Below are 22,182 nucleotides of genomic sequence, written 5' to 3' on the forward strand. Positions count from 1 at the left end.
GGTCAGAATATGCCGGGTGATGCGGGTCAAAAGGTCCTCAAAGTTGTCCGGACAAATTGTGCTCGACAAGCGCATACGCAACTTTATTGTGTCTTGTCAAAGCTTGGGATGGGGCTTCGAGATGGAGAGCGAACGAATGGGCGATTTGGTTGGCACGAAAATGGTCGAGGACGGCAGGACGGCTCGGCAGATTTTCGAAGAGGTGATGGCCAATCCGGCGCGCAAGAAGTTCGGCTTTGGGGATAGACTCGCGATCGTGAACGTCGATCTGCAGCAGGCCTATACCCGCACCGACCTGTTCAAGACCGCCTATGAAACCGACCCCAAGCAGTTCGACTATATCAACCAGATCAGCGCGCTTGCCCGGGCCAAAGGCATGCCGGTGATCTGGAGCAGGGTGGCCTACAAAGCCGATGCGGGCGATGCCGGCGTTTGGGGGACGCGCACCGACACGCCCGACAGCTTGCAGAACATCAAATACGATAGCGAGCGGCATCAATACGATCCGCGCTGCGAAGTCCACGCGGACGACCTGCAATTCACCAAGCGGATGCCCAGCAGTTTTTTCGAAAGTCCTTTGGCGAGCTATCTGACCTTTCACCGGGCGGATACCGTTGTCGTCACCGGCGGCTCAACCTCGGGCTGTGTACGCGCCACGGCGGTGGATGCGCTGAGCTATGGTTATCGCACGATCGTGCCGATTGAGACCTGCGCGGACAAGCATGAAAGCTATCACTTCGCCAATCTCACCGACCTTCAGCTGAAATATGCCGATGTCGAGCCGGTGCAGACGGTGATTGACTGGCTGGAGGCGCGCTGATGCGGGAAGGCGCGCCTGATCCGGGCCTCTACGACTACCATGCCTATCGCGATCGCCCGAAGCTTGAATGGCCCGGAGGCACAACTTGCGCGGTCTGGGTCGCGCCCAATCTTGAATATTACGAGATTGATCCGCCCGCCAATCCGCACCGCAAAAGCTGGCCCAAGCCGCATCCCGATGTCGTCGGCTTTTCCTATCGCGATCATTCAAACCGCGTGAGCCACTGGCGGATGGCCGATGTGATGAGCCGCCATGGCTTTCCCGGCTCGGTCAGTCTCTCGGTTGCGCTGTGTGATCACCACCCGGAGGTTGTCGCCGACGGGGCGGAGCGCGGATGGGAGTTCTTCAGCCACGGCATTTACAACACGCGCTATTCTTACGGCATGTCCGAGCAGCAGGAGCGTGCGATCATCGAGGACTCGATCGAAACGGTTCAGCGCGCCACTGGGCAACGCATTCGGGGCTGGCTGGCCCCGGCGCTGACACACACGCCGCGCACGCTTGATCTGCTGGCGGAGTATGACTTCACCTACACCTGTGACCTCTATCATGATGATCAGGTGCAGGCGGTGAACGTTGTGAGGAGCAAGGGTGGGGGTGAACTCGCCTCAATCCCATACAGCCTTGAGGTCAACGATCACTATGGCTTCAACGTCTATGGCATGTCGGGGCGCGAATATGCCGACTGCCTGATTAAGCAGTTTGAGCGGCTTGCCGAGGAAGGCGAGCGGACGGGATCGGGCACGGTGATGTGCATTCCACTCCACGCCTATCTCATCGGGCAGCCGCATCGGATCGGGCCATTTGAGGAAGCGCTCCGCACTATTGCGGCGGACCCGCGCTGCTGGAAGGCGCGCGCAGGCGAGATTGTCGATCATTGGAGGGCGGCGCAGTGAGCGCATCACGCAAGAATCCGTTCGTGCTGAGCTTGTCGAAGCATAAGGTCGAGCGAAGTCGAGACTGCTCTCGGCTCTGCTCGAGCGTGCCCTTCGACTTCGCTCAGGGCGAACGGGGGGCATGCGTGCGATGAACCTCCCCGCAAATTACACCACCTACCCTCATCGCCATGAGGGCTATGACCACGACCTCTACGAATGGTCGAACCTGCACACCCGCGCGCCTGTCTCTTGGCCGGGCGGGGCGAAGGTCGCAGTCTGGCTGTGCGTATCTCTGGAGTGGTTCCCGATCAAACCGGGCGGCCCGTTCAAAGCGCCCGGCCATATGGTCACGCCCTATCCCGACTATAGGCACTACACGGTGCGCGATTATGGCAGTCGGGTCGGCGTGTGGCGGATGCTCGATGCGTTCAGGGCCGCAGGGGTGACAGCGAGCTTTGCGACAAACGCTGCCATCGCGGAACGCTATCCGGAGCTGATCGAAGCGGTGTTGGCTGAGGGCCACGAAATCATCGCGCATTCAACCGATATGAACGGCACGATCACGTCCGACTTGCCGCTGGATGAAGAGCGCGCGCTGATTGCGGACAGTCTTACCCGGCTCGAAGCGGCGAGCGGGGTTAAGCCATCGGGTTGGCTCTCAATCGCGCGCTCACAGAGCTTCCATACAGCCGACCTGCTGGCAGAGCACGGCATCACCTATATGTGCGACTGGGTGAATGATGAACTGCCGTACCGGTTCAATAACGGCGTGGTGAACCTCCCGCTCAACACGGAGCTTTCCGATCGCATGATTGTCGCGACGCAGCAGCACTCCGCGGAGGGCTGGGCGCAGATGATGCGCGATGCGTTTGACTGGCTGGCGGCTGAGGCAAGCGGCACCGGCTACACGCAAGGGGGCGGTCGGATGCTCCCGATCCACCTCACACCCTACATCATGGGCCTGCCCTACCGCATAGGCGCGCTGGAGGAACTGCTCGCCGACTTCGCCGCGCGCGAGGATGCGTGGTTTGCGACCGGCGCGCAGATTGTGGCCGAATGGGAGGCGCAGCAATGAAGGCGCGCAATCCAAGGACGGGCCAGGAGGATCACGAATTCGCCGTCAGCTCGCGTGAGGAGATCGCCGCCGAGGCTGCGCGTCTGCGAACGGCGCAGCTCGGATGGGAGGCGATGGGGCCGGAGGGACGCGCTGCGATCCTCATGCGCTTTGCCGATGCGATGGAGGCTGCGGCCCCGCAGATTGCGGCTGCGCTCCGCGTCGATACCGGGCGCGGCGCGGTGTCATGGATCGAAGTGCAGGGCGCGGTCGGCAATATCCGTCGCTGGGCGACACGCGGGCCTGAGCTTTTCGCGTCGCTTGATCGCGGGCCGAAGACCTCCGCCACGCCGGGGATCGAGATCGTCACCGATTACAGCGCGTTTCCGCTGTTTGGGGCGATTGCCCCGTGGAACTTCCCCGTGATCCTCAGCCATATCGATGCCGTCCCCGCATTGATGGCGGGGTGTGCTGCATTGGTGAAGCCCTCGGAAGTGACCCCGCGCTTTGTTGAACCGATGCGCGACGTGCTCACGCAAGTGCCCGAATTGCCGCTTGCCTATGTGATGGGCGGCGCGGATGTGGGGCAGGCTCTGATCGAGGAAGTCGACTATATCTGCTTCACCGGGTCCACCGCCACAGGTCGAAAGGTAGCAGAGGCCGCCGCCCGCCAACTCATCCCGGCGAATCTGGAACTGGGTGGCAAGGACCCGATGATCATAACCGCCAGCGCCGATCCCGATTGGGCAGCAGGTGTCGCGCTGCGCAGTTCGATCGTCGCCACCGGGCAGGCGTGCCAGTCGATCGAACGGATCTATGTTGCACGCGAGATCGCAGAGCCGTTCCTGGCGGCGTTGGTTGCCGGCGCACAAGCGGTCGAGATCACCTATCCCGACGCGGCATCGGGCCATATCGGGCCGTTCATTTTCCCATCGCAGGCGGATAAAGTGCAGGCGCAGATTGACGATGCCAAAGCGAAAGGCGCCAGGGTCTTGAGCGGAGGCACGGTAGAGGTGCTGGGCGGGGGCAAATATCTGCGGCCCACCATCCTTGCGGATGTCACGCCGGAGATGGACGTGATGCGGGAGGAGACCTTTGGACCGGTCCTCCCGGTCACAATCTATGACGACCTCGACACCGCAATCACACAGGCGAACGACACCGAATACGGTCTTTCCGCAGCGATCTTTGCCGGCTCGCTCGAGGAAGCCGCTGAGATCGCGCCGCGGCTCGAGGCGGGAGCAATCTCGCTTCAGGATGGGGCGTTGACGAGCATGGTGGGTGATGCGACCAACCAGTCGCGCGGCACCAGCGGCCTGGGCCCTAGCCGGATGGGCGACACCGGGCTCACTCGCTTCCTCCGCGAACAGGCGCATATCCGCCAGACTGGGACACCGTTGCTGATCGACGCCTATCGCGAGGGGCAGGCCGGATGAGCAATCGCGCTGCGCTTGCCGCCGCGATGCCCGCCATGCTGATGCATGATGGCTGGTGGGATGGCTGGTACCGCCATTTCGATGCCGACGGCACGCCGATCGATGCACACAAGGTCAAAACCCATTGCGAGTTTCCCGACGCTGGCGAGTGGCACTATCTCCAGCACAATTGGCTGAGCTGGGAAGACGGGCGCGAAGCGGCTTACGAATTCGGCGGCAAGCTGATGGGGGATCGGCTGTTCTGGGACACTGATCGCTTCAACGGCTATTGCTGGCAGACCAGCGAGGCGACGCTGATGCTGAGGCTTGACCGGATCGATGAACCCGGCGCCTACTATATTGAGATGATCAATATCGCTCCTGACGGCCAATCGCGCGCGCGGACCTGGCAATGGTTCAAGGACGGTAAGCCCTGGAAACGCACTCTATGTGATGAATGGAGGATCGAAGCACCGTGATCTCACCAGTTCTTTTGATGTTGCTACAAGGTGTCGCTGCGGGCGAGGCCCCGCCGCCGCCGCAATCCACCTGTGACAAGCCGGTTTACATGGTGGTCGAAGGCGTAACGCTCGACCGTGCGCGCATGGGCCATTACGCGGCCGCGATCGCGAAGAGCAAACTCTACCAGAAGCTCGGCGGATATTACGTCACCAGCCCGCGCCCGGTTGAAGTGTTCGAAGGCGAACTGCCAGACGATTACGTCAATCTCACCGTTCGCTTTCCCTGTATCGAGAACGCGCGCATCTTCTGGAATAGCAAGGTCTATCAGGAGACGATCCGCCCCATTCGCCTCAATCCCAGCGCGGGCGATTACCGGGTCACGATCTACTACGAAGCGCCCTTGCGCGAAGACATGGTCGATCGGGTCGGCGATGCGCGCTTCCTTGCCGACTTTTCAGAGCCCGACATTCCCCAGGTCGATCCGCCTGTGGTGGGGCCGGACGCACCGGGAGAAAGCGAATGAGCGTTGAACTCCAGCACCCGATGAAGGCCGAGGCGACACCCGAAGAGGTCGCACGGGGCCGCTTCGTCTCAGCGATGCGCAGCCTGATCCTCAACGATCTCGCGGGCGACATGCGCGCGGCGTATGATCGCCGTGCCGCGCCCGCTTTTCGTAAAGAGCACGGTCGCGATCCGGCGACCAGTCGCGAGGCGCATCAGGCGCTGCGCGGCGATCCGGCGTTCAACATCTATTCGGCGATGCGGGTGCAGGCGCAGAAAATGGTCTGGGCGAGCGTGGCCGAGAGTGTTGAGCGCGAGGCTGACCGGCTGTCCGCTGAAGCGGCCAAGGTTGCCGATCAGGATGGCTCACTCACTCTCGATCCTGGCCTTGATGTGCCGAAAAATGTCCATGCAATCGATGTCCATCTGATGCCCGGCAGCTACACGCGCGGGGCCGATAGCCTGGAAGCGGGAGCGGTTTATGATCGCGGTCTTGCGGTGTTCTCCATGGGGCTGATGGGCGCCAATCTCGATGACATTGGCCTTTCGATGAGCCAGTATGTCAAGCAGCGCTTCCCCGATTTCGCACCCCGGCGGATCCTCGATACCGGGTGCATGATCGGGCACAACACGTTGCCCTGGAAGCAAGCCTATCCTGAGGCCGATGTCGTGGCGATCGATGCCGCGCCCGGCCCGCTGACCTACGGCAGCGCGCGGGCAAAGATGCAGGGGCAGGCGGTTGAATTCCGCCAGATGTGCGCCGATGATCTCGCCTTCGAAGACGCAAGCTTTGACATCGTCTGGTCGAGCATGTTCCTGCACGAGCTTTCAAAAAAGCAACGCGCCAAGTGCTTTGAAGAGGCCTATCGGGTGCTGAAGCCGGGCGGGCTCGTCATCCATATGGAGCTGCCGCCGAACGCCCAGATGGGCGCGTTTGATGGCTTCTATCTCGACTGGGACAGCTATTATAACAACGAGCCCTACTACAAAGGCTATCGCGATGAAGTCCCGCGTGATCTTTGCGCGCGCGCCGGATTTGCCGAAGATGACTTCTTTGAATTCGTCGTGCCGTCCATCGGGATCTATGGCGAACAGGCCGTGGCAGACGCCGCCAGCGGCGACCGGGCCGAGGGCGTGGGGCAAGAGACCACCGGGCGGCTAGCCGAAGGCGTGATGTGGTACGGCTTTGGAGCTTGGAAACGATGAGCGATCCGCTGCGGCCAGAGGATGCTCCGCCCAACCTCTACGACGATCAGGGCAATCCGCGGTTCTTTGCCGATCCGGGCATGGACCGGTTTGTGGCGGTGGTCATGAATCTCGCGCAGGAAGTGTGGGTGCAGGAAGAGCGGCTGCTGGCTCTCGAGGAAGCGAAGTCCGGTACCTCGATCGATAAGGATGCGCGCGCCAAGGAATTCATTGACCGGGTCTTTGCGCCCATCAGGGAGGCATGAGGCGATGATGGCATGGGAAATCGGCCCGCGCGGCGGCATTGACAACATGCGTCTGGTTGAACGTCCTGATCCCGTCGCAGGACCCGGAGAAATGGTCGTGCGGGTGACGGCAGCAGGGCTGAACTACCGGGATCTCATGATCCTGCGCGGGCATTATGGCAGCGACATCCCCGAAACGCGCATTCCGCTTACCGATGGCGTGGGGGTGGTTGAGGCTCTGGGTGAAGGCGTGACCGGGTTTGCGGTTGGTGACCGGGTGATCGCTGCCAACTTCGTCGATTGGGATCCTGAGGGAGAGTTTGGCTACCACATCTTCGCGCGCGATATTGGAGTGACGATGGATGGCTGGTGTGCGGAGAAGGTGGTGATCCCGGCCAATGCAGCGATCGCTGTGCCCGATGCGATCAGCGATGAGACCGCCGCCACGCTGGCCGTCGTAGCGGGCACTGTGTGGCACGCCATGGTGGCGTTCGGAGAGGCGGGGCCGGGCAAGCTTGTCCTCGCGCAAGGAACCGGCGGTGTCTCGATCTTCGCGCTGCAATTGGCCAAGGCGCTGGGAGCGGACTTCGCGATCACCTCCTCCAGCGATGCCAAGCTCGCCAAAGCGCGCGAGATGGGCGCGGACTATACGGTCAACTACAAGGCGCAGCCTGATTGGTCAGCCGCTTTGCTTGAGGCAACTGGCGGACGCGGTGCGGACGTAGTCGTCGATACGGTCGGCTTTGCGGACTTTGCCCAGACCTTGGCGGCGACCGGTCTCGAAGGTCGCATCGGCACGATTGGCGCCTTGAAGGGATCACCGCAGGAGCCCGGAGACTTTGGCCAAGGTCCGATCCTGGGCAAGAACATCACGATCAAAGGCATAACCAGCGGCCATCGCGGCCATGTAGAACAGGCGGCCAAAGTGCTGGCGGACAAGGGCGTCGAGACACTGGTCGATAGCGTGTTTGGCTTTGATGACGTCAAACAGGCCTACACCCATCTCGAAAGCGGGGGGCATATCGGCAAGGTGATGGTGCGGGTGGGGTGAGTGCGTATCCTGCGCATGTAGGTTGAACCAGCCTGCGACCTCTAAGCGAGCATCTCAACCAACGCGCTCTAACAGGGAGGCGAGCCTGTTCAACAACACCTTGCCGCGCTAAGCCACTCAAGCCCTTACGGAGGTTGTACGGTGCACAAGCGACTTCTCATCTTGCTGGTTCCCCTCCTTGTTGCCGCTTGCGTAACGGATCGCGATGCGAGTGATTTGTCAAAGAGTGCCAAGCAGGGCAGGGACTTCGCACAAGCGAACTGCGCTGGATGTCACGCGCTTGATGACGGTGTGTCGCCCAGTCCCAATGCGCCCAGCCTTCGCAGGGCGGCTCACCGTCTGCCTGACTGGGCAGTCGCCGGGTCTTTCAAGCGCGGCGTGCAAGTGGGCCATACCATGGAAATGCCCGTATTCGTGTTTGAAGATGACGACGTTGCCAACCTGCTCGCCTATTTCGAGGTATTGAAAGAGCGAGAACTAGGGGCGGAGGTCCGCTGAAAACTGGGATCAGCGGGCACTTGTCCTAAATGCTCACCGCTCCAGCTCAACCAGCTCGTAGCGGTTGCACATATAGCCATCGATCGCGCCGTAGACGAGTACGTGGTCCTCATCGGCGGTGACCCACATGTCGTAATCGGGGTGCGTCTTGCCGCCCATTCCATCGCCGCTGTCGTCCACAAAGCGGAAGTGAAGGCAGGCGAACGTGCCCGCAGCGACGGTCTTCTCTGCTTCGCCAACATATTCGAGCGTGATGAAGACTTCGGCGATTTGCGGCGGGGTCGCGCCGCGATGGTCGGGGGAGGGGAGAAAGACGCGCAGCTTGCGTTTATGCGGACCCTTGGAGACATCCATGATCCGCGTCAGGAACCCATCGCCCACAATCGGATGCGTGCCGAAACCGTCGAATTCGCCGATATCCTCACGCAGTTCGGAGTTGCGCCCGATGGACGGCCCCTGGCTTTCACACAGGATCGCATTGTTCTCGGGCTGATAGGCCATCCAGCCCGAGCCAAGAAACTCATCGCCCAGCGTCAGGTGGACCAGCAGGTTTCGCGGCATCTTATCCGGGCCGATATGGCAGGTGATGTTGCGCAAAACGGTGGGGTCTGGCTCCTCAATCTCGCACTGCGCGGTCATGATCACCGAGCCGTCTGCGTGGTGTGAAAAGTTGAACCATTCGCGCCCGCGCTCACGGCCTTCCCATTCGGGTTTGGTCGAGGTGTAGCTTATCCGGCCCCGGACATTACGGTGTTTCATCAGATCACCCCTGCTTTATCGAGCCGCTCGATCACTTCCGCCTGCGCGCGGCGGAAATAGTCGCGGTCCGGGATTGCGGCCTGGCCGTCCGTCATCATGCCGTCGGGCCCGTGGAACGGCTCGGCAGCGGCTGCGTAGGCTGCGGCAAACAGGGCCGGGCGCTGGCGGGCGAGATAATTGGTCATGGCGGGGGTTCGGCGTGCCTCGCGCAAGGCTCCAAGATCAAGGCTCGCAAACGCGGTGAAGGTCTCGCCATCGCCGGATTGCGCAATCACGCGGCCCTTCCAGTCTACCACCTGGCTGTTCCCCTCTGCGCTCGACAATGGCATGGCCGTGCCGGAAATGCCTGCCGTGTTGGAGGAGACGACATAGGCGAGGTTTTCGAACGCGCGCGCCTGTTTGGCGATATCCTTATTGGTCGCGATCGGGCTGCCGACTTCGCTGGAGGAATGGCAGAAAACCTCCGCCCCGCGCAGCGCGAGAGCGCGGGCGATCTCGGGATAGAGGATTTCCTCAGAGGCAATGGCAGCGAGCGTTCCGATCTCGGTCCGCGTAACGGGGAAGGTGCCTTCCAACCCATATTTATCGAGATAGGCTTCCCACACATCGTGCGGGGAGGGCGCAAACATGGACAACAGCCGACGATATCGCAGCACGACCTCGCCAGAGGAAGCGACGATGAAGCAGGTCTGGAAGTAGAAATCGGGAAACGCCTCGTCGGTTTCATAGGCATTGCCCGCGATGAACATGCCGAGACGCTGGGCGACCCCACCCAAAGCCTCATATTCCGGCCCATTTGCGGCCCAGCCCACTTTCGCGGCGAAATCCTCGATCGAGATGCGGCCCGGATAGGACGTGAAGAGATATTCCGGCAGCACGCACAGCTTCACCGGCTTGCCCGAATACTGCGCGACGAAGATCGAGCTGGTGCGGATTTGCCCTTCAATCGCGGCGATATGTTCGAGCATCGCCGCCCGCGCTGCCGCCTCATCTGTCAGGCGTTCGAGCGAGCGCGCCGTCAGCTGCATCGCCACCGCTGAATAGGTCGATGCTGTGTCACTCGAGGTATCGGTCACATTGTCTCCTTTGGCAGCGATCACAGGTGCATGGGCGGCAAAAGCGGCGCAGGCACTCGCTGCCAATGCGCGTCTCCGGTCTAGCTCATACAATCGGTTCACCTAGAGCCCCAGCGAGCCGGGGTTCATCAGCCCTTGCGGGTCGACCTGCTTTTTCAGTGCGGTGAGAATGCTCCATGCCGCCTCATCATGGCTTTGCTGGAGCGGGTAGGACCGCGCGATCTGCAGGTGGATTGCATCCATCGACTGGAAGATCGCGATGACCTTTTCTCGCAGCTTCATCACCAGCGCTGTTGCTTCAGGACTATCCGCCATAGTCGGCAGTTTCGCCAGATGATCGGGTTCGAGCGAGGCTTTATGCAGCGGGTTTTGCTCCCCCGGCCAGAAGAAGACCGGCTCGATCAGGCATGAGGAGCGGCCCGTGGCCGCAATCAATGCCCCGGTCTCTACCTTGAGGCGCTGCATTTCCTCGGCATGTTCCGCAAACAGCTCCTGCAGCGCGTCCCATGCTGCGATCAGCTTGGAGTGGGGCAGGAAGCCGTGCACCGGAACCCACCGCTCCCCCTCAGGTCCCAGCATCGAATTGGGGGGCGGGAAGGGGTTAGCGCGCAGAATCTTGGGGATCGAATTTTCGACCACCCTTCCGCCTGCATCGAGCACGATGGTCTCGATCTGCGCCATGTCGGCATCGACCGCTGATTGGTGGCGGCCTTCCGCGATGCAATGGAGGCTGAAGGGCACATCATCGAGAAAGCTGCGCCCGGCCATTGCGACCTTCGCGCCTTCCTTAAGTGCTTTGAGCATGCCGCCGGATTTGGCCTGTTCCTTGACCATATTGCCGAACTGCTTGGCGTCTTTGACGAGGCTGTCGCGCTTCATCCGCTGGGCTTGCAGGAACGGATCGAAGGCGAAGCTTTCCGCCGCCAGTTCGGCACGGGCAATTTCGCTCATCGCTGTGAGAAGCTGGTCATGCCGTTCAAAGCTGAAGGAGCCATAGGACAAAGCGCTGGCCTCGCGCACCAGTTTGAGGGTTACGCGCGCCTTCACGCCGAGCGCTCCGCAATCCGCCGCAAACAGCCCGGTCAGATCAGGGCCGTAGGGGCGGAAAAACTGCGATCCGGTGGAGATGATGCTTCCATCGGCCAGCACGACATCAAAGCTCAGCGCGCCATCGACGGCGGAGCCATTGCGGGCACCCCAGAATATGCCGTTCTGGCTCATCCCGCCGCCAATGCTGGCGCGCAGACCCGACAGCGTGCCCCAGGCCAGCGCGCGCAGGCCGAGCGGCTTTAATTTGCCGAGCAGTTTCCCCCAGCTGCAACCCGCTTCAACCGTGACGGTCATGTCGTCCTGATTGATATCCAGCACCCGGTCCAGCGAGCGCGTGTCTATCAGGATGTGCGGTCCCCCTTCATAGAGATACCCGCCGGTGTAGCTCATCCCCCCACCGCGCGGGACGATCGCGACGCCAGCGCGCGTGGCAGCGCCAACACCGGCAGCCAATTCCTCAACCGAGGCGGGCTGGAACACGGCCAGCGGCGCATTGCCCTTCGACAGCACATCATGACTGAAAAGCGAGAGACTGGCGTCATCCGTCAACAGCGATGTGCCAGCGACCGCGCTGCGAAGGGGGGCGAGCGGATTGTCAGAGGCAAGGGTGGCCATCAAGCGGGCTCCAGTTCGGGGTGGGGCGTTTCGATTTCGGGGAAGTCCTCTGGATATTTACCGAGCAGCAGGAGGAGCGCGCCGCCGGCGATAAAGGCGTAGATCGCCACTTCGAGGATCGCGTCATAGCTCCCCGTGCGATCGAACACCTGTGCGTAAATGACCGGCGAGGCGGCAGAGAACAGACCGAAGGGCATGTACAGCATGCCATAGATCTTGCCGTAATGCGCCATGCCGAAATAGCGGCCTGTAAGATAAGCGATGAGATCGCTCTCCGCTCCCGCAGCGAAGCCCAGCAGAAAGCCCGCCAGCGCGGCCAGCGGGAAGGTAAGGCTTTCGTCCAACAGCAGCCAGGCAGAGATCGCTGGCAGGCAAAGAAGCGGAAACGCGACAAACCCCTGCCAGAATCGGTCAAGCAAGGCACCCGTAATCAGCCGTCCGGAAAGAATTCCGATGCCCAAAATGCCCATGACGGTCGCGGCGCTTTGCCCTTCGATCCCGCGCAGCCCTACCATGGTCGGAAGATTGATAAATGCCCCGCCAAACGCACCGGCGATGAGTGCGATGCTGAGCCAGATGATGTAAAAGCGATAGTCAGCGAGCGCGCTACCGAGTGTCTTACCGGTCAGGTTTCCGCTATCGCTTTCAATTGCAGCGGGGCGCTCTTCAGGGCGCGGTTCTCGAAACAGGAAGTAGGCGACAATGAGGGCAGCAAGGGGAAAAAGCCCGACACTGGCAAACATTGCCCGCCAGCCATAGTTCTCGATCACCCAAACGGCGACTTTGGGAAAAACGATCGCAGCCCAACTTGTCCCCGTAAGCAGAATACCAAGCGCGAGACCGCGGTTCTTGTAAAACCACAGGTTGATTGCCCGGCTCCAAGTAACTGGGGTCGAGCCGATACCGACGACGCCAACGACTACCCAAAGCGCGTAATAGATATACAGCGTGGATGGGTCGTTTGAGCTCGGTGTCAGCGAAATCGCAGCAAAGGCGATCCCGAATGCAAAGAGCGACCACAGTGCCACCGGGCGCACGCCAAAACGATCCGCCATCCAGCCGAAGACCGGCGCGAGGAAACTTGCGATCACCCCGAAGATAGTGATCGGGAGGATGATCTCTGTCTGACTCCAGCCAAACTCTTCCCGCAGTGGGCCTGGCGTAAAACCGATCACATTGAAGGGGATGGGTGAGGCGCCGCACATGACCCCGAGGACACCCGCCAGCAGGACTTTCCAGCCTTTGGAGAATTCTCCGCCATTATCGCTGTGCGTGGCCATATAGTCGATTAGCCCTTCTTCTCGGTTTCTTTGGACCCCGCGGGCGCGTGCGCAGCCTTAAGCAATATCTGTGCAACGCCAGCCGGGTCGGTGATCATCGCGTCGTGACCAGTTGCGAGCGTCACTGCATTCCACTCCGGGTCGTCTTTGAATTGGCTATAGAGCCACCCAAACTGGGTTTGCGCAAGAACGGGGTCGATGCAATGGACATAGGTACGCGGTAGCCCGGCAGGCCCGCCATTTGCCAACGATATCGGATCTAGCCAGGTTTTGAGTGGATGCGGCGTCAACTTCGCTTCGACCCAGCCATGACGGGGTTGATCCGGCGGTACCCCGAGAAGGGCCGGAGGAAACACCATCATGCCGACACCGTCGGGCGCAATTTCGCGCATAGCTTGCTCGGCGGCCTCGACCACCGCCCGTGGTCGCGGCTCTCCATAGCTCACCATCGTCTCTCCATCTTCGGGCAGCGCCGCATCGAGATAGACAATATGCCCGATGCGCGGCTTCAACCGGTCGGCGACGGCTGTAATGATCATGCCGCCATAGGAATGTCCGCACAGCACGATGTCGGAGAGATCGTTGTCGCGAATGACCGTCAGGACATCTTCGATATGGTCTTCCAGACTAACCTCGGCGCTGAGTTCATCCGCGCGCTCGGCCAGGCCTTTCAGCGTCGGCGTAAACACCCGGTGCCCTTCCGCTTCGAGCGGGGTGCGAACCGGATCCCAGCACCACCCGCCATGCCATGCGCCATGGACCAGCATGATATCGCGTTTGGCGGCGGTTGGGGCGGCGCGAGATCGGGAATATCCGCGCGCTATCATAGTTGCTGCCAGAACGCTCCCTGCGCCAAATAAAAAGCCGCGCCGCTTAACACCTGAAAGCGCGCTTCTAATCGACATCATAAAACTCAGAGAGACTTCCGTCGGCATCTCTGATGGCCATTATGTCGGTTTTTGGTTCCGCGCCAAGAGCGAGGATTTCCACGGCTGAGCCGGCATATTCCGGCGTTGCGCCTTTGGCAGCGATAGCGGCGCGATAGCCGTCGAGATCGCGCACCGGATAGCGAACGGAGATTATCCCGAGATTGGGCGGGGAAGCGTGCGCGGAATAATCACGCCCGTCAAAGCCTTCGAACTGCATAAGCTCGATCCGGCCATCCTCGCCAGGGAAGACCGGCTGCACCACAGCTGCGCGCCGCACCAGATTGGTCGCGAGATTGGCAGGCACTGAGAAGTTGTTCGCACGCGGCTCGGGATCAGTGAACGGGGCGTCAAACAGTGTCTGAAAGCCTAACGTGTCACGATAGAAGGCGAGGCTTGTCGGCTGATCCTTGACCATGCGCATAGTGTTGAACGCCTGGCTCAATCGCCCGACCGGAAAGCCGGTGAAGGGCGGGCTTTTGCGTTCATAGACCGCGTAGTTGACCCCGTGAGGCCCACGAATGACGACATTGAGCAGGTCTGAACCACCGAAGCTGAACGCGTAGGGCGGGCTCTCCGCCCACCATCCGCGCGCAATCGCGGCGTCGAACAGGGCCTGCGTGTCCTCGCTGCGGAGCATGATCGAGAAGATGCCGCCGGTGTCCCATGGCCTCGCGGCGAGGCGGATGGGGCGTTGCTCAGATGCGCCGTCGAAACGAACAAACCGGATGCAGCCGGTTGTGGCTTTCGGGGCGCAGATCTTCAGGAACTCTCCAGATATCGTGACGGGTAGGTCCCAGTAAGCAAGCTCGCTGCGCGCCAACGATCCAGAACTGGTAGCGCGCCAGCCACCATCCTCGACAAGCCACTCCGAGCTCTCTTCCAAATCAGTGACACTGACAACAACTTCGTCCCACGGCTGGATGCCATGGGGATTGGTGTCGTCTTCGGATGCCTGCCCGTGAGCGGGCACGGCGAGAGATACAAGGGTGGCAGCAACGCTGAGCGCCACTGCCACCATTCCTGACCATCGAGAGCCGTTCACAGCCATGTTCTTGCCGTGCCTGCCCTTTCGGATTGAAGCTATCAGAATTCCACCTTGGCCCGCACAATCCAGGTGCGTGGCGGGTTGAGATAGCTGTAGTTGACCAGCGCGCTTTCAACCGCTTCGACGTCAAAGCAATTGCGGCATTCTGCGGTGACTGAAATGCCATTGGTGTGCGCCAATGTCAGACCGCCATTGACGATCCAGCGCGAGGGGCTGAGCGAGCCCGAGCCTGAGCCCGTCGACGGATCGAGCGGGTCGCCAAGGCCCAACGTGTTGGTTGGATATTCCGTCCCTGATAGGCCAGTCACCGGCTCGTCAAAGAGTGTTACATTGCTGGTTCCAACTTCACTCTCGCTGCGCCAATTGGCGTTAGCGAATGGTCGGAAGGTCACGTCGCCCGCATCGATATCGTAGCTGCCGCCAATTGCGATGGTGAAATCGGGTGTGCGCACGGGTTCGGAAATTGATCCATCGGGCGCAACGATTCCAACGCCGCAGGACGTCGCATTGTCTCCACCGGTGGTGTTGGGGAGAAGACCAGCGGCGAGTTGCGCCTGACAATCCCTCTGTTGTGCGGCGACTGACTGGACACCGAATTCGTCGAATTCAGGGGCGTCCTGATCGATCTGATACTCATCATCCTGATAGCCAAGCGATGCGAACAGGTTGAGCCCCTCGACCGGCACTGTCGTAAACTCGACTTCGACACCGCGGTTTCGATAATCGGCAAAATTCCGAGTGAGGAAGGCAATACTTCCGTCGTCGCGGATAAAGGCCGATGGTGTTTGAAGACCCTCGATATCGAGCCAGAAAACGGTTACGTTGAGACGCACGAGATTGTCGAAAAGGTCCGACTTGAAGCCCGCTTCATAAGACCAGGCGATCTCTTCTTCGAATGGCAGAAGCTCGGCCGGGTTTGTCCCGCGCGCATTCCACCCACCCGACTTGAAACCACGCGTGGCGCTGGCGAAGAGCAGCACATCGTCAAGGTCGTACTGCACTGCAAAACGTGGCGTGAAAATGCCCACCGATTGCTCGGTCGGGATCGGCTCTCCGTTGGAGGCGGTAAGGTTGGCAGTGTCGATGCAGGTGGACGGGCCGAACTGCGCTGCAGACTGGCACAGGCCGCCGCCAATCCTTGGGCGATTGTCGCGCACCCCAAGTGTCTTCGTCTCATCGGTGTAACGAATGCCTGCGGTTGCAGTCAGTCGATCGCTGAGATTGACGTCGGCCTGCGCGTAGCCAGCCCAAGATTCCGTCGTATTGTCGAGCGTCCGGTCAGCCAAAACCAGCGGAAAGCCATCCGGTGCGTTGAAGGGGCCGGGCCCCAGATTGAGCGAGAAAATATCGGCAAAATCGGTGAGGTTGTCTTCATGGAAGTAGAATACGCCGCCCACGAAGTCGACAAGGCCATCGCCCAGTGACCCGGTCAGTTTGATTTCCTGGGTGAACTGGGTGTGCCTCCCGTCATTGACGATCGTGAACCCGCCATAGGTGAAGCCTTGGACCGCCGGATTTGGATTCGACGTCGAGGGCAAACCGCGCCCGTCGGCGAAATCGACCGCGAAATCCTGGTCCAGATTGACAAAACCGGTAATGAAATTGACTGCCCAGTCTTCGCCAATATCAACTTCGAGATTGGACGAAACGAAGTCCATAACCACTTCATTGCCTTGGCCGAAGTCGTTCTTCTCGCCTGTGACCAACGGGCCGAACACATCGCTGTTGAAGTCGCCGCCATTGGTTAAGCCGGTCGAAGTGAAACGCCCATCGCAATTGGTGGGGTTGGCCGGATCACAGTCGAAATTCAGGGTGTTCGTGGCGTCTGCATAGGTGTGAATGTAGGAACCTCGCCACCGCACACTATCCGAGAGTTCTCCGCGCAAGCCAAGCCGCACGCCCCAGCCATCATTCTCGTTGGTACGCTCATCGGTCACCGAGTTGATCGCGTAGCCATCGTCGTCCTGAAAATAACCAGAAATCTTCGCCGAAAAGGTCTCAGCCAACGGCAAGTCGACCGATGCACGAGCAAGATACTGATCATAGGCGCCATAACCGACCTCAGCATAGCCAGCGAATTCATCGCCGGGATCGTTCATGAAAACGTTTACGGCGCCGCCGGTCGTGTTGCGCCCGAACAGAGTGCCTTGCGGCCCGCGCAACACCTCCACTCGATTGACATCAAACAAGGAAAGGTTGTTGGCATTCTGGCGGGAGAGATAGATGTCGTCGACATATGTGCCGATCGGCGGGTCAAATGTTGCAATGGATTCCGTGTTTCCGACCCCGCGCAGGAAGTATGCATTCGCGGTGCCGAGGCCGGTGTTGTTGAGACCGACGAGGTTGGGGACAAACTGAGCCACCTCAAGCGCATTCTGGATGCCGCGTCGCTGCAATTCTTCCGTGTTAAAGGCGCTAATGGCGATCGGTACGTCCTGGACGCTTTCTTCGCGGCGCTGAGCGGTGACGATGATCTGCGCGACCCCTGTCTGCTCTTCAGCCTCGCCTTCGGCTTCTGCATCCTGCGCCAGGGCTGCTGACGGCAGCGCCGACAAGGCGATCGCCGATGCCATTCCAACGAGCGTGATCTTTGCCGTCGCCGGCGTCGCAAACAGAGAAGATTTCATCGACAGTAGCTCCCTCAAAAGCCTTGTGTCCCCGCCGTATCGTGCGGCTGCACGACCCCTCAAGGCACGCAAAGTTGTCCGGACAAGCTCTTGCTTGTCAAGCAGGGAAGTGCGATTTGTCCGGACAAACGGATGGAAAATGTCGCGGATCGTTGTATCGACGCAACACTTTTGCGGAGGATCTTTAATGGAGTTATCAGTCTATGCCTATCCGACGCTTGTCTATGTCCACCTGATTATGTTCGTCTTGTGGCTTGGCGCTGATGTTGGCGTGTTCGTACTGGGCCAGCATTTTCGCAAGCGTGAAAAGTGGTCTCTCGATCAGCGGATAGCGCTGCTTACTCTGCTGGTAGAGATCGATATGGTCCCGCGCACCGCTTGGGCGTTGATGGTGCCGCTGTCTCTAAGCGTTGTTGACCTGGGTGGTTGGTGGGATGTGCCACATTGGCTGACGATTGGCGCGTGGCTTGTCGGGCTTTTTTGGTTGGCCCTGGTCTGGGATTCCCACTGGCATGATCAGACACCGCGTGCGGCGCGCAATCGCCGGATCGAAGGCTGGCTGCGCTGGATCATTGGCGGCTTTTATCTGTGGTTGGGTGGCCAGAGCCTTGTTGCCGACGCTCCTTTGAAGCCGGACTGGCTGGCTTGGAAGGCGCTTATGTTCGGCCTCATATTCATTGCCGCGATCATGATCGATGTGACCTTCAAGCCTGTGGGGCCACAACTCGCGGCAGTTCTCCAGCAAGGGTCATCCGATGCGACTGAGGTGCCGCTTCGCCGGACAATGGATCGCACCAGGATCTGGGTTTGGGCGGTGTATATCTTGCTCATCATCACTGCGTTTCTGGGAAATGTGAAGCCGTTTTGATCGGATTTGCCGTTGATGGCTGCGTATAAAGCACTGGAAATAGGGGAGATTTGATCGAGGTGTTGCGCGATGGGCTCAGTGACACCCGATAGTTCGAATCCGCCGCCAAATTTGTCTGGACAAATGATCGACCTGCGGCAGTAATGCGACACTGGATGGGAGCGACGTCGGGACGTCGCGGAAAAGAACTGGGGGATCGCATATGAATGCGTTTACTCGTCGTGCTTTGCTTGGAGCAACGATCCTGACGCCGGCAATGATGATTGCCACAAGCGCACATGCGCAGTCCAGCGATAATGAGGAGCCGGTATCGATCGCCTCAGAAGATACCGAAGATGATAATCGCATCATCGTAACTGCGCGTAAAAAGTCGGAAGACCTGCAGGAAGTTCCGACATCGGTCGCAGTGGTCACTTCTGAAACGATCACGAACCTTGCGCTCGACAGTTTGGAAGAGATCGCCAACACCACGCCCGGCCTGTTCTTTGATGAGAGCTTTGGGCGTAACGGCAATCGCCCCGTCATTCGCGGGCAGGCAAACATCCTTGGCGAGAGCGGCGTCGCCTTCTTCATCGATGGCATCTACTACACTGGCAGTCTGGCCGACTATGATGTGGATACGATCGAGCGGTTAGAGGTTGTCAAAGGGCCGCAAAGCGCGCTTTACGGGCGGAACACCTATTCGGGTGCGATCAACATCATTTCCAAGCAGCCGACCGACACCTTGCAGGGTCGTTTGTCAATCGATGTTGCCGAGCATGATCGTTATGAGATCACTGGTGGCATTCGCGGACCCATCACCGATGGCTTAGGTTTCGGCATTAACGGTCGCTATTATGATTTTGGCGGCGAATTCACCAATGAATTTGATGGCGAGAAGGTTGGGCAGCAATCGTCCTGGTCGCTCTCAGGGCTGCTTGACTGGGATAATGGTGGCCCGTTCACCGCAACCGCGCGAGCTTACTACAACCGCACGGATGATGGCCAACCGGCGATCTTCCAGCAGGGTACCGAAGAGAACAATTGCTTCATTGATAATGGGTCCTTCTATAACGGGCGGGGCCGTTATTTCTGTGGGACGATCGAGCCTGGGGAAATCAACACCGATTACTCGCGTCAATTCATTGATGAAAGCGAAGTGGGGCTGGAGGCCGATACCTATAATATCTCGCTGAGAATGGACTATGAGGTAAGCGATAGTTGGGTGATAACCTCGTTGACCGGCTACAATGATCGGACCGAGACCCAACTGACCGATGGTGATTACAGTCCAACCAGTTTCCAACCGACGACCTTTGCGACTTTCCCCGTGAATGGTGGGATTGGTATTGTGAACGGCCAGCCGGTTGATTTCTCATTTGCCAATCGCAGCGAAGTGTCGGACTGGTCTCAGGAACTGAGATTGACGTACGCAAGCGATGCTTTCGACTTCCTCATTGGTGGTTATTTTTTCGATCAAAGCTCTGACAGCTTTTCGATCCGCGAACTGCCAGCGGATGCAGAAGATATCGCCTTGGAGGCATCCGATGCACGCGCCGCCGAACTGTGCTCACCTGCGGAGGGATGCTTTTTTAGTTTCTACACATCCCCACAGTTGATCACCCTGCTCGAAGAGCCGCGCGACGAGACTTTGACCGATATCGAGAACATAGCTGTTTTCGGGGCGGTCAACTGGCACGTAACGCCGGAATTCAATATCGGCATCGAGGGGCGCTACGCTGAAGAGAAGGTCAGTCAGACAACCTTTGGCTTCAACGAGGGCCAGGATCGTCCGGATCCCGTATCAGACAGCGAGACCTTCAAAGCCTTTACGCCGCGTGTGACACTCGATTGGCAGGTTTCGCCGGATAACCTGCTCTATGCGATCTATGCGGAGGGCCAAAAGCCCGGTGGTTTCAATGGTGCTCTGGCGAAGGAGGCAGAGGCTGCTGATCCCACGCTCGACATCGCAACATATGATCCCGAGGATAACACAACCTATGAAATCGGGCTTAAGAACACCTTTGCCGACGGTCGGGTAACGATCAATCTGGCTGCCTACTTCACTGAGGTCGAGGGTTATCAGCTTACCCAAAACGTCTCTGTCCCACCCAATCAGATCAGCGTTATCACCAATGCAGGCGATGCCGAGATCATCGGGTTGGAAGCGGAGTTTGTGGGACGGATTACGCGCAATTTCACGCTGACCATGAACTATGCTCTGGCCAGCAGCGAGTTCACCGACGGCGTTGATGAGAACCAAGGTGTGCTGAACGACGTTGCAGATGATGGCCTGGTAAACTGTTCGACAGGCGATGAATTTCCAGACGTTGACGGGTGCCAGAGCGCGTTCGGTTCGATCGAGGGCAAGAGCATCCCACGCGCGCCAGAGCATCGGGTCTTCGCCGATCTCGATTACCGGGCAGATCTTGGCTCGAGCGATTGGCAGTTCTTCACCGGCGCCAACGTAACGCTGACGTCGAGCAGCTTTGCTCAAGTGCACAACGAAGCGAAGACCGGCGATGCGGTTGAAGTCGATGCACGCCTTGGGTTTACCAATGGGACATACCGCGTGCAGTTCTATGTCGACAATCTGTTCGACGAAGACGCGGTGCAGCAGGTGTTGCGTTATGCCGATGCCGACAACAGCTTCCAGCGCAGCTTTATCGCAGGCTTGCGCCCCGGTCGGCGGTTTGGAGTTAATCTGCTCTCGACCTTCTGAGTGCTGTAGCTCTCAAGGCTAACCATAAGAAAAGGGAGGATGGCGCGGTGCCTTCCTCCCTTTCCTGTTGTCCGATCGGACGGCCAGAAAGCCGCCCGCCTGGTTTGCCGCTTAGTCCTCGCCGCCGGCCACTTTCGCGTTCTGCTCCATTTCCGCCCGCGCGGCGTCTGTTAGCTTCTTATACTTGGTCCAGGTGGTTTCGTTACGCCGCGTATCGTCTTTCGGCGGAGCGCTCTCGTAGATCGGGTAGTTCTCGCGAATCTCACTCTTGAGCACGTCAGGCAGCTCTTCGAAGCCGCCGGGCAGCTTGCGTCCCATGGCGTTGAAGACCATCTGGCCGGGCCGCCCACCCATCTTCATCCACGGCGCCCAGGGTGATACGCGCACCCAGCTGATCATCGGGTAGGCCGTTGGGGTGGAGCCGTCATAAAGCTCCTCTTTGAGCGCTGAGAAATCAAAGATTTCCATCGCGTGATACATGTTTCCGACGGCGTCCTGATATCCCCCGGCCAGCGGGTTGCGGTAGAACAGTGGCACTTCGAACGGGATGAAGACGAACGGCCCCGCCTCGCGCAGGGTCGAGAGCTCGAACGGCGTACCATCGGCGCCCTTGGCGAAATTGGGGCGGCCATTCACAGGATCGTTGTGGATCTGCATAACCGCGACGGTTTCCCCAGTGTAGGGGTTCTCCCATTCATCGACCACTTCGCCGGTATCGGGGTCCAGCATCAGCATCACTTCGCGGCTGATAAGGCGCCAGCCTTTGCCGCGTACCGGGTCTTCCACCTCGACGCATCGGCGGATGTTCATCCCTTCGCCCTTGAATAACAACTTGTCGCGAACCCCCGGCGAGCGGCCATAGATGTTGCCAGACCAGTGATAGACGGCCGGCTCGTCCGCAGAGACACCGCATTGCAGCCGCTTGGATATTTCGAGCGCGTCTTCGGGCTTTTCGGGGTCCAGCATCTGAGCACTGGCGCTGGCCGCCATGCCAAAAGATGCTAGTGCCAGACCGCTCAGACCGCTCAGACCGAGGACCGTTTTCGCGAAACGCATAGACATATCTCCCCATAGCTGTCCGGAAAGCCAAGTCTGTCCGGATATTTAAGCATTTCGTCCTTGA

20 protein-coding genes are annotated in these 22,182 nt (G+C 59.7%); 12 read left to right on the forward strand and 8 right to left on the reverse strand.

The features are described 5' to 3' along the window. The first annotated feature begins 136 nt into the window (after positions 1-136). From QNI87_RS03675 to QNI87_RS03720, 10 genes are all read left to right on the forward strand, one after another. Entirely contained in the window at positions 137-820 is a 684-nt protein-coding gene (locus tag QNI87_RS03675; RefSeq protein ID WP_300594109.1) for an isochorismatase family protein, read from the forward strand. Then, complete coding sequence (locus QNI87_RS03680) at positions 820-1,716, forward strand: polysaccharide deacetylase family protein (RefSeq protein ID WP_300594113.1); 897 nt, start codon at positions 820-822, stop codon at positions 1,714-1,716. The genes QNI87_RS03675 and QNI87_RS03680 overlap by 1 nt, the downstream gene beginning before the upstream one ends. A 130-nt stretch (positions 1,717-1,846) precedes the next feature. After that, complete coding sequence (locus tag QNI87_RS03685) at positions 1,847-2,773, forward strand: polysaccharide deacetylase family protein (RefSeq protein WP_300594116.1); 927 nt, start codon at positions 1,847-1,849, stop codon at positions 2,771-2,773. Continuing rightward, the gene (locus tag QNI87_RS03690; RefSeq protein ID WP_300594120.1) at positions 2,770-4,188 is read left to right on the forward strand and encodes an aldehyde dehydrogenase family protein; all 1,419 of its coding nucleotides are present in this window, start codon (positions 2,770-2,772) and stop codon (positions 4,186-4,188) included. The genes QNI87_RS03685 and QNI87_RS03690 overlap by 4 nt, the downstream gene beginning before the upstream one ends. Continuing rightward, positions 4,185-4,646: a hypothetical protein gene (locus tag QNI87_RS03695; RefSeq protein ID WP_300594123.1), complete on the forward strand. Its 462-nt coding sequence runs from the start codon at positions 4,185-4,187 to the stop codon at positions 4,644-4,646. The genes QNI87_RS03690 and QNI87_RS03695 overlap by 4 nt, the downstream gene beginning before the upstream one ends. Beyond that, entirely contained in the window at positions 4,643-5,152 is a 510-nt protein-coding gene (locus QNI87_RS03700; protein WP_300594126.1) for a DUF1330 domain-containing protein, read from the forward strand. The genes QNI87_RS03695 and QNI87_RS03700 overlap by 4 nt, the downstream gene beginning before the upstream one ends. Beyond that, positions 5,149-6,336, forward strand: coding sequence for a class I SAM-dependent methyltransferase (locus tag QNI87_RS03705; protein ID WP_300594128.1), 1,188 nt, complete (start codon positions 5,149-5,151; stop codon positions 6,334-6,336). The genes QNI87_RS03700 and QNI87_RS03705 overlap by 4 nt, the downstream gene beginning before the upstream one ends. After that, positions 6,333-6,581, forward strand: coding sequence for a hypothetical protein (locus QNI87_RS03710; protein ID WP_300594131.1), 249 nt, complete (start codon positions 6,333-6,335; stop codon positions 6,579-6,581). The genes QNI87_RS03705 and QNI87_RS03710 overlap by 4 nt, the downstream gene beginning before the upstream one ends. 4 nt (positions 6,582-6,585) lie before the next feature. Further along, positions 6,586-7,611: an NAD(P)-dependent alcohol dehydrogenase gene (locus tag QNI87_RS03715; RefSeq protein WP_300594134.1), complete on the forward strand. Its 1,026-nt coding sequence runs from the start codon at positions 6,586-6,588 to the stop codon at positions 7,609-7,611. A 162-nt stretch (positions 7,612-7,773) separates the two neighbouring features. Continuing rightward, positions 7,774-8,109: a cytochrome c gene (locus tag QNI87_RS03720; RefSeq protein WP_300594137.1), complete on the forward strand. Its 336-nt coding sequence runs from the start codon at positions 7,774-7,776 to the stop codon at positions 8,107-8,109. 33 nt (positions 8,110-8,142) lie between these two features. On the opposite strand, the gene QNI87_RS03725 is transcribed toward QNI87_RS03720, so the two are convergent. The 7 genes from QNI87_RS03725 to QNI87_RS03755 all read right to left on the reverse strand — a co-directional run bounded on the left by QNI87_RS03725 (position 8,143) and on the right by QNI87_RS03755 (position 17,490). Continuing rightward, on the reverse strand, positions 8,143-8,868 hold the full coding sequence (locus QNI87_RS03725) for a hypothetical protein (RefSeq protein WP_300594140.1): 726 nt from the start codon (positions 8,866-8,868) through the stop codon (positions 8,143-8,145). Continuing rightward, positions 8,868-9,944 (reverse strand): nitrilase-related carbon-nitrogen hydrolase, encoded by a 1,077-nt coding sequence (locus tag QNI87_RS03730; RefSeq protein ID WP_300594143.1) that lies wholly within the window; start codon positions 9,942-9,944, stop codon positions 8,868-8,870. The genes QNI87_RS03725 and QNI87_RS03730 overlap by 1 nt, the downstream gene beginning before the upstream one ends. 102 nt (positions 9,945-10,046) lie before the next feature. Then, positions 10,047-11,609 (reverse strand): FAD-binding oxidoreductase, encoded by a 1,563-nt coding sequence (locus tag QNI87_RS03735; RefSeq protein WP_300594146.1) that lies wholly within the window; start codon positions 11,607-11,609, stop codon positions 10,047-10,049. After that, positions 11,609-12,889 (reverse strand): MFS transporter, encoded by a 1,281-nt coding sequence (locus QNI87_RS03740; RefSeq protein WP_300594149.1) that lies wholly within the window; start codon positions 12,887-12,889, stop codon positions 11,609-11,611. Before QNI87_RS03740 ends, QNI87_RS03735 begins: the two co-directional genes overlap by 1 nt. A gap of 8 nt (positions 12,890-12,897) precedes the next feature. Then, positions 12,898-13,656 carry an alpha/beta fold hydrolase gene (locus tag QNI87_RS03745; protein ID WP_300594151.1) on the reverse strand — a complete coding sequence of 253 codons (759 nt, stop codon included), beginning with the start codon at positions 13,654-13,656 and terminating at the stop codon, positions 12,898-12,900. Between the two features lie 127 nt (positions 13,657-13,783). After that, the gene (locus tag QNI87_RS03750; RefSeq protein ID WP_300594154.1) at positions 13,784-14,866 is read right to left on the reverse strand and encodes a VOC family protein; all 1,083 of its coding nucleotides are present in this window, start codon (positions 14,864-14,866) and stop codon (positions 13,784-13,786) included. A 35-nt stretch (positions 14,867-14,901) separates the two neighbouring features. After that, on the reverse strand, positions 14,902-17,490 hold the full coding sequence (locus QNI87_RS03755; protein ID WP_300594156.1) for a TonB-dependent receptor: 2,589 nt from the start codon (positions 17,488-17,490) through the stop codon (positions 14,902-14,904). Between the two features lie 187 nt (positions 17,491-17,677). Here QNI87_RS03755 and QNI87_RS03760 point away from each other — a divergent pair, with 187 nt between their 5' ends. Next, positions 17,678-18,358: a hypothetical protein gene (locus QNI87_RS03760; protein ID WP_300594159.1), complete on the forward strand. Its 681-nt coding sequence runs from the start codon at positions 17,678-17,680 to the stop codon at positions 18,356-18,358. A gap of 202 nt (positions 18,359-18,560) precedes the next feature. Further along, on the forward strand, positions 18,561-21,059 hold the full coding sequence (locus QNI87_RS03765; RefSeq protein ID WP_300594162.1) for a TonB-dependent receptor: 2,499 nt from the start codon (positions 18,561-18,563) through the stop codon (positions 21,057-21,059). A gap of 111 nt (positions 21,060-21,170) precedes the next feature. Here the strand turns inward: QNI87_RS03765 and QNI87_RS03770 are convergent, their stop codons facing one another. Then, on the reverse strand, positions 21,171-22,115 hold the full coding sequence (locus tag QNI87_RS03770) for a DUF1838 family protein (RefSeq protein WP_300594165.1): 945 nt from the start codon (positions 22,113-22,115) through the stop codon (positions 21,171-21,173). Positions 22,116-22,182 lie beyond the last annotated feature (67 nt).

Origin of the sequence: Erythrobacter sp., from assembly GCF_030066995.1 — a bacterium.
In the GTDB taxonomy this organism is placed as follows: Bacteria; Pseudomonadota; Alphaproteobacteria; order Sphingomonadales; family Sphingomonadaceae; genus Erythrobacter.

Coding starts and splice junctions, on each gene's coding strand:
- QNI87_RS03675 (WP_300594109.1), top strand. CDS start 137: ATGGGCGATTTGGTTGGCACGAAAATGGTCGAGGACGGCAGGACGGCT.
- QNI87_RS03680 (WP_300594113.1), top strand. CDS start 820: ATGCGGGAAGGCGCGCCTGATCCGGGCCTCTACGACTACCATGCCTAT.
- QNI87_RS03685 (WP_300594116.1), top strand. CDS start 1,847: ATGAACCTCCCCGCAAATTACACCACCTACCCTCATCGCCATGAGGGC.
- QNI87_RS03690 (WP_300594120.1), top strand. CDS start 2,770: ATGAAGGCGCGCAATCCAAGGACGGGCCAGGAGGATCACGAATTCGCC.
- QNI87_RS03695 (WP_300594123.1), top strand. CDS start 4,185: ATGAGCAATCGCGCTGCGCTTGCCGCCGCGATGCCCGCCATGCTGATG.
- QNI87_RS03705 (WP_300594128.1), top strand. CDS start 5,149: ATGAGCGTTGAACTCCAGCACCCGATGAAGGCCGAGGCGACACCCGAA.
- QNI87_RS03710 (WP_300594131.1), top strand. CDS start 6,333: ATGAGCGATCCGCTGCGGCCAGAGGATGCTCCGCCCAACCTCTACGAC.
- QNI87_RS03715 (WP_300594134.1), top strand. CDS start 6,586: ATGATGGCATGGGAAATCGGCCCGCGCGGCGGCATTGACAACATGCGT.
- QNI87_RS03725 (WP_300594140.1), bottom strand. CDS start 8,868: ATGAAACACCGTAATGTCCGGGGCCGGATAAGCTACACCTCGACCAAA.
- QNI87_RS03735 (WP_300594146.1), bottom strand. CDS start 11,609: ATGGCCACCCTTGCCTCTGACAATCCGCTCGCCCCCCTTCGCAGCGCG.
- QNI87_RS03740 (WP_300594149.1), bottom strand. CDS start 12,889: ATGGCCACGCACAGCGATAATGGCGGAGAATTCTCCAAAGGCTGGAAA.
- QNI87_RS03745 (WP_300594151.1), bottom strand. CDS start 13,656: ATGCTGGTCCATGGCGCATGGCATGGCGGGTGGTGCTGGGATCCGGTT.
- QNI87_RS03750 (WP_300594154.1), bottom strand. CDS start 14,866: ATGGCTGTGAACGGCTCTCGATGGTCAGGAATGGTGGCAGTGGCGCTC.
- QNI87_RS03755 (WP_300594156.1), bottom strand. CDS start 17,490: ATGAAATCTTCTCTGTTTGCGACGCCGGCGACGGCAAAGATCACGCTC.
- QNI87_RS03760 (WP_300594159.1), top strand. CDS start 17,678: ATGGAGTTATCAGTCTATGCCTATCCGACGCTTGTCTATGTCCACCTG.
- QNI87_RS03765 (WP_300594162.1), top strand. CDS start 18,561: ATGAATGCGTTTACTCGTCGTGCTTTGCTTGGAGCAACGATCCTGACG.
- QNI87_RS03770 (WP_300594165.1), bottom strand. CDS start 22,115: ATGCGTTTCGCGAAAACGGTCCTCGGTCTGAGCGGTCTGAGCGGTCTG.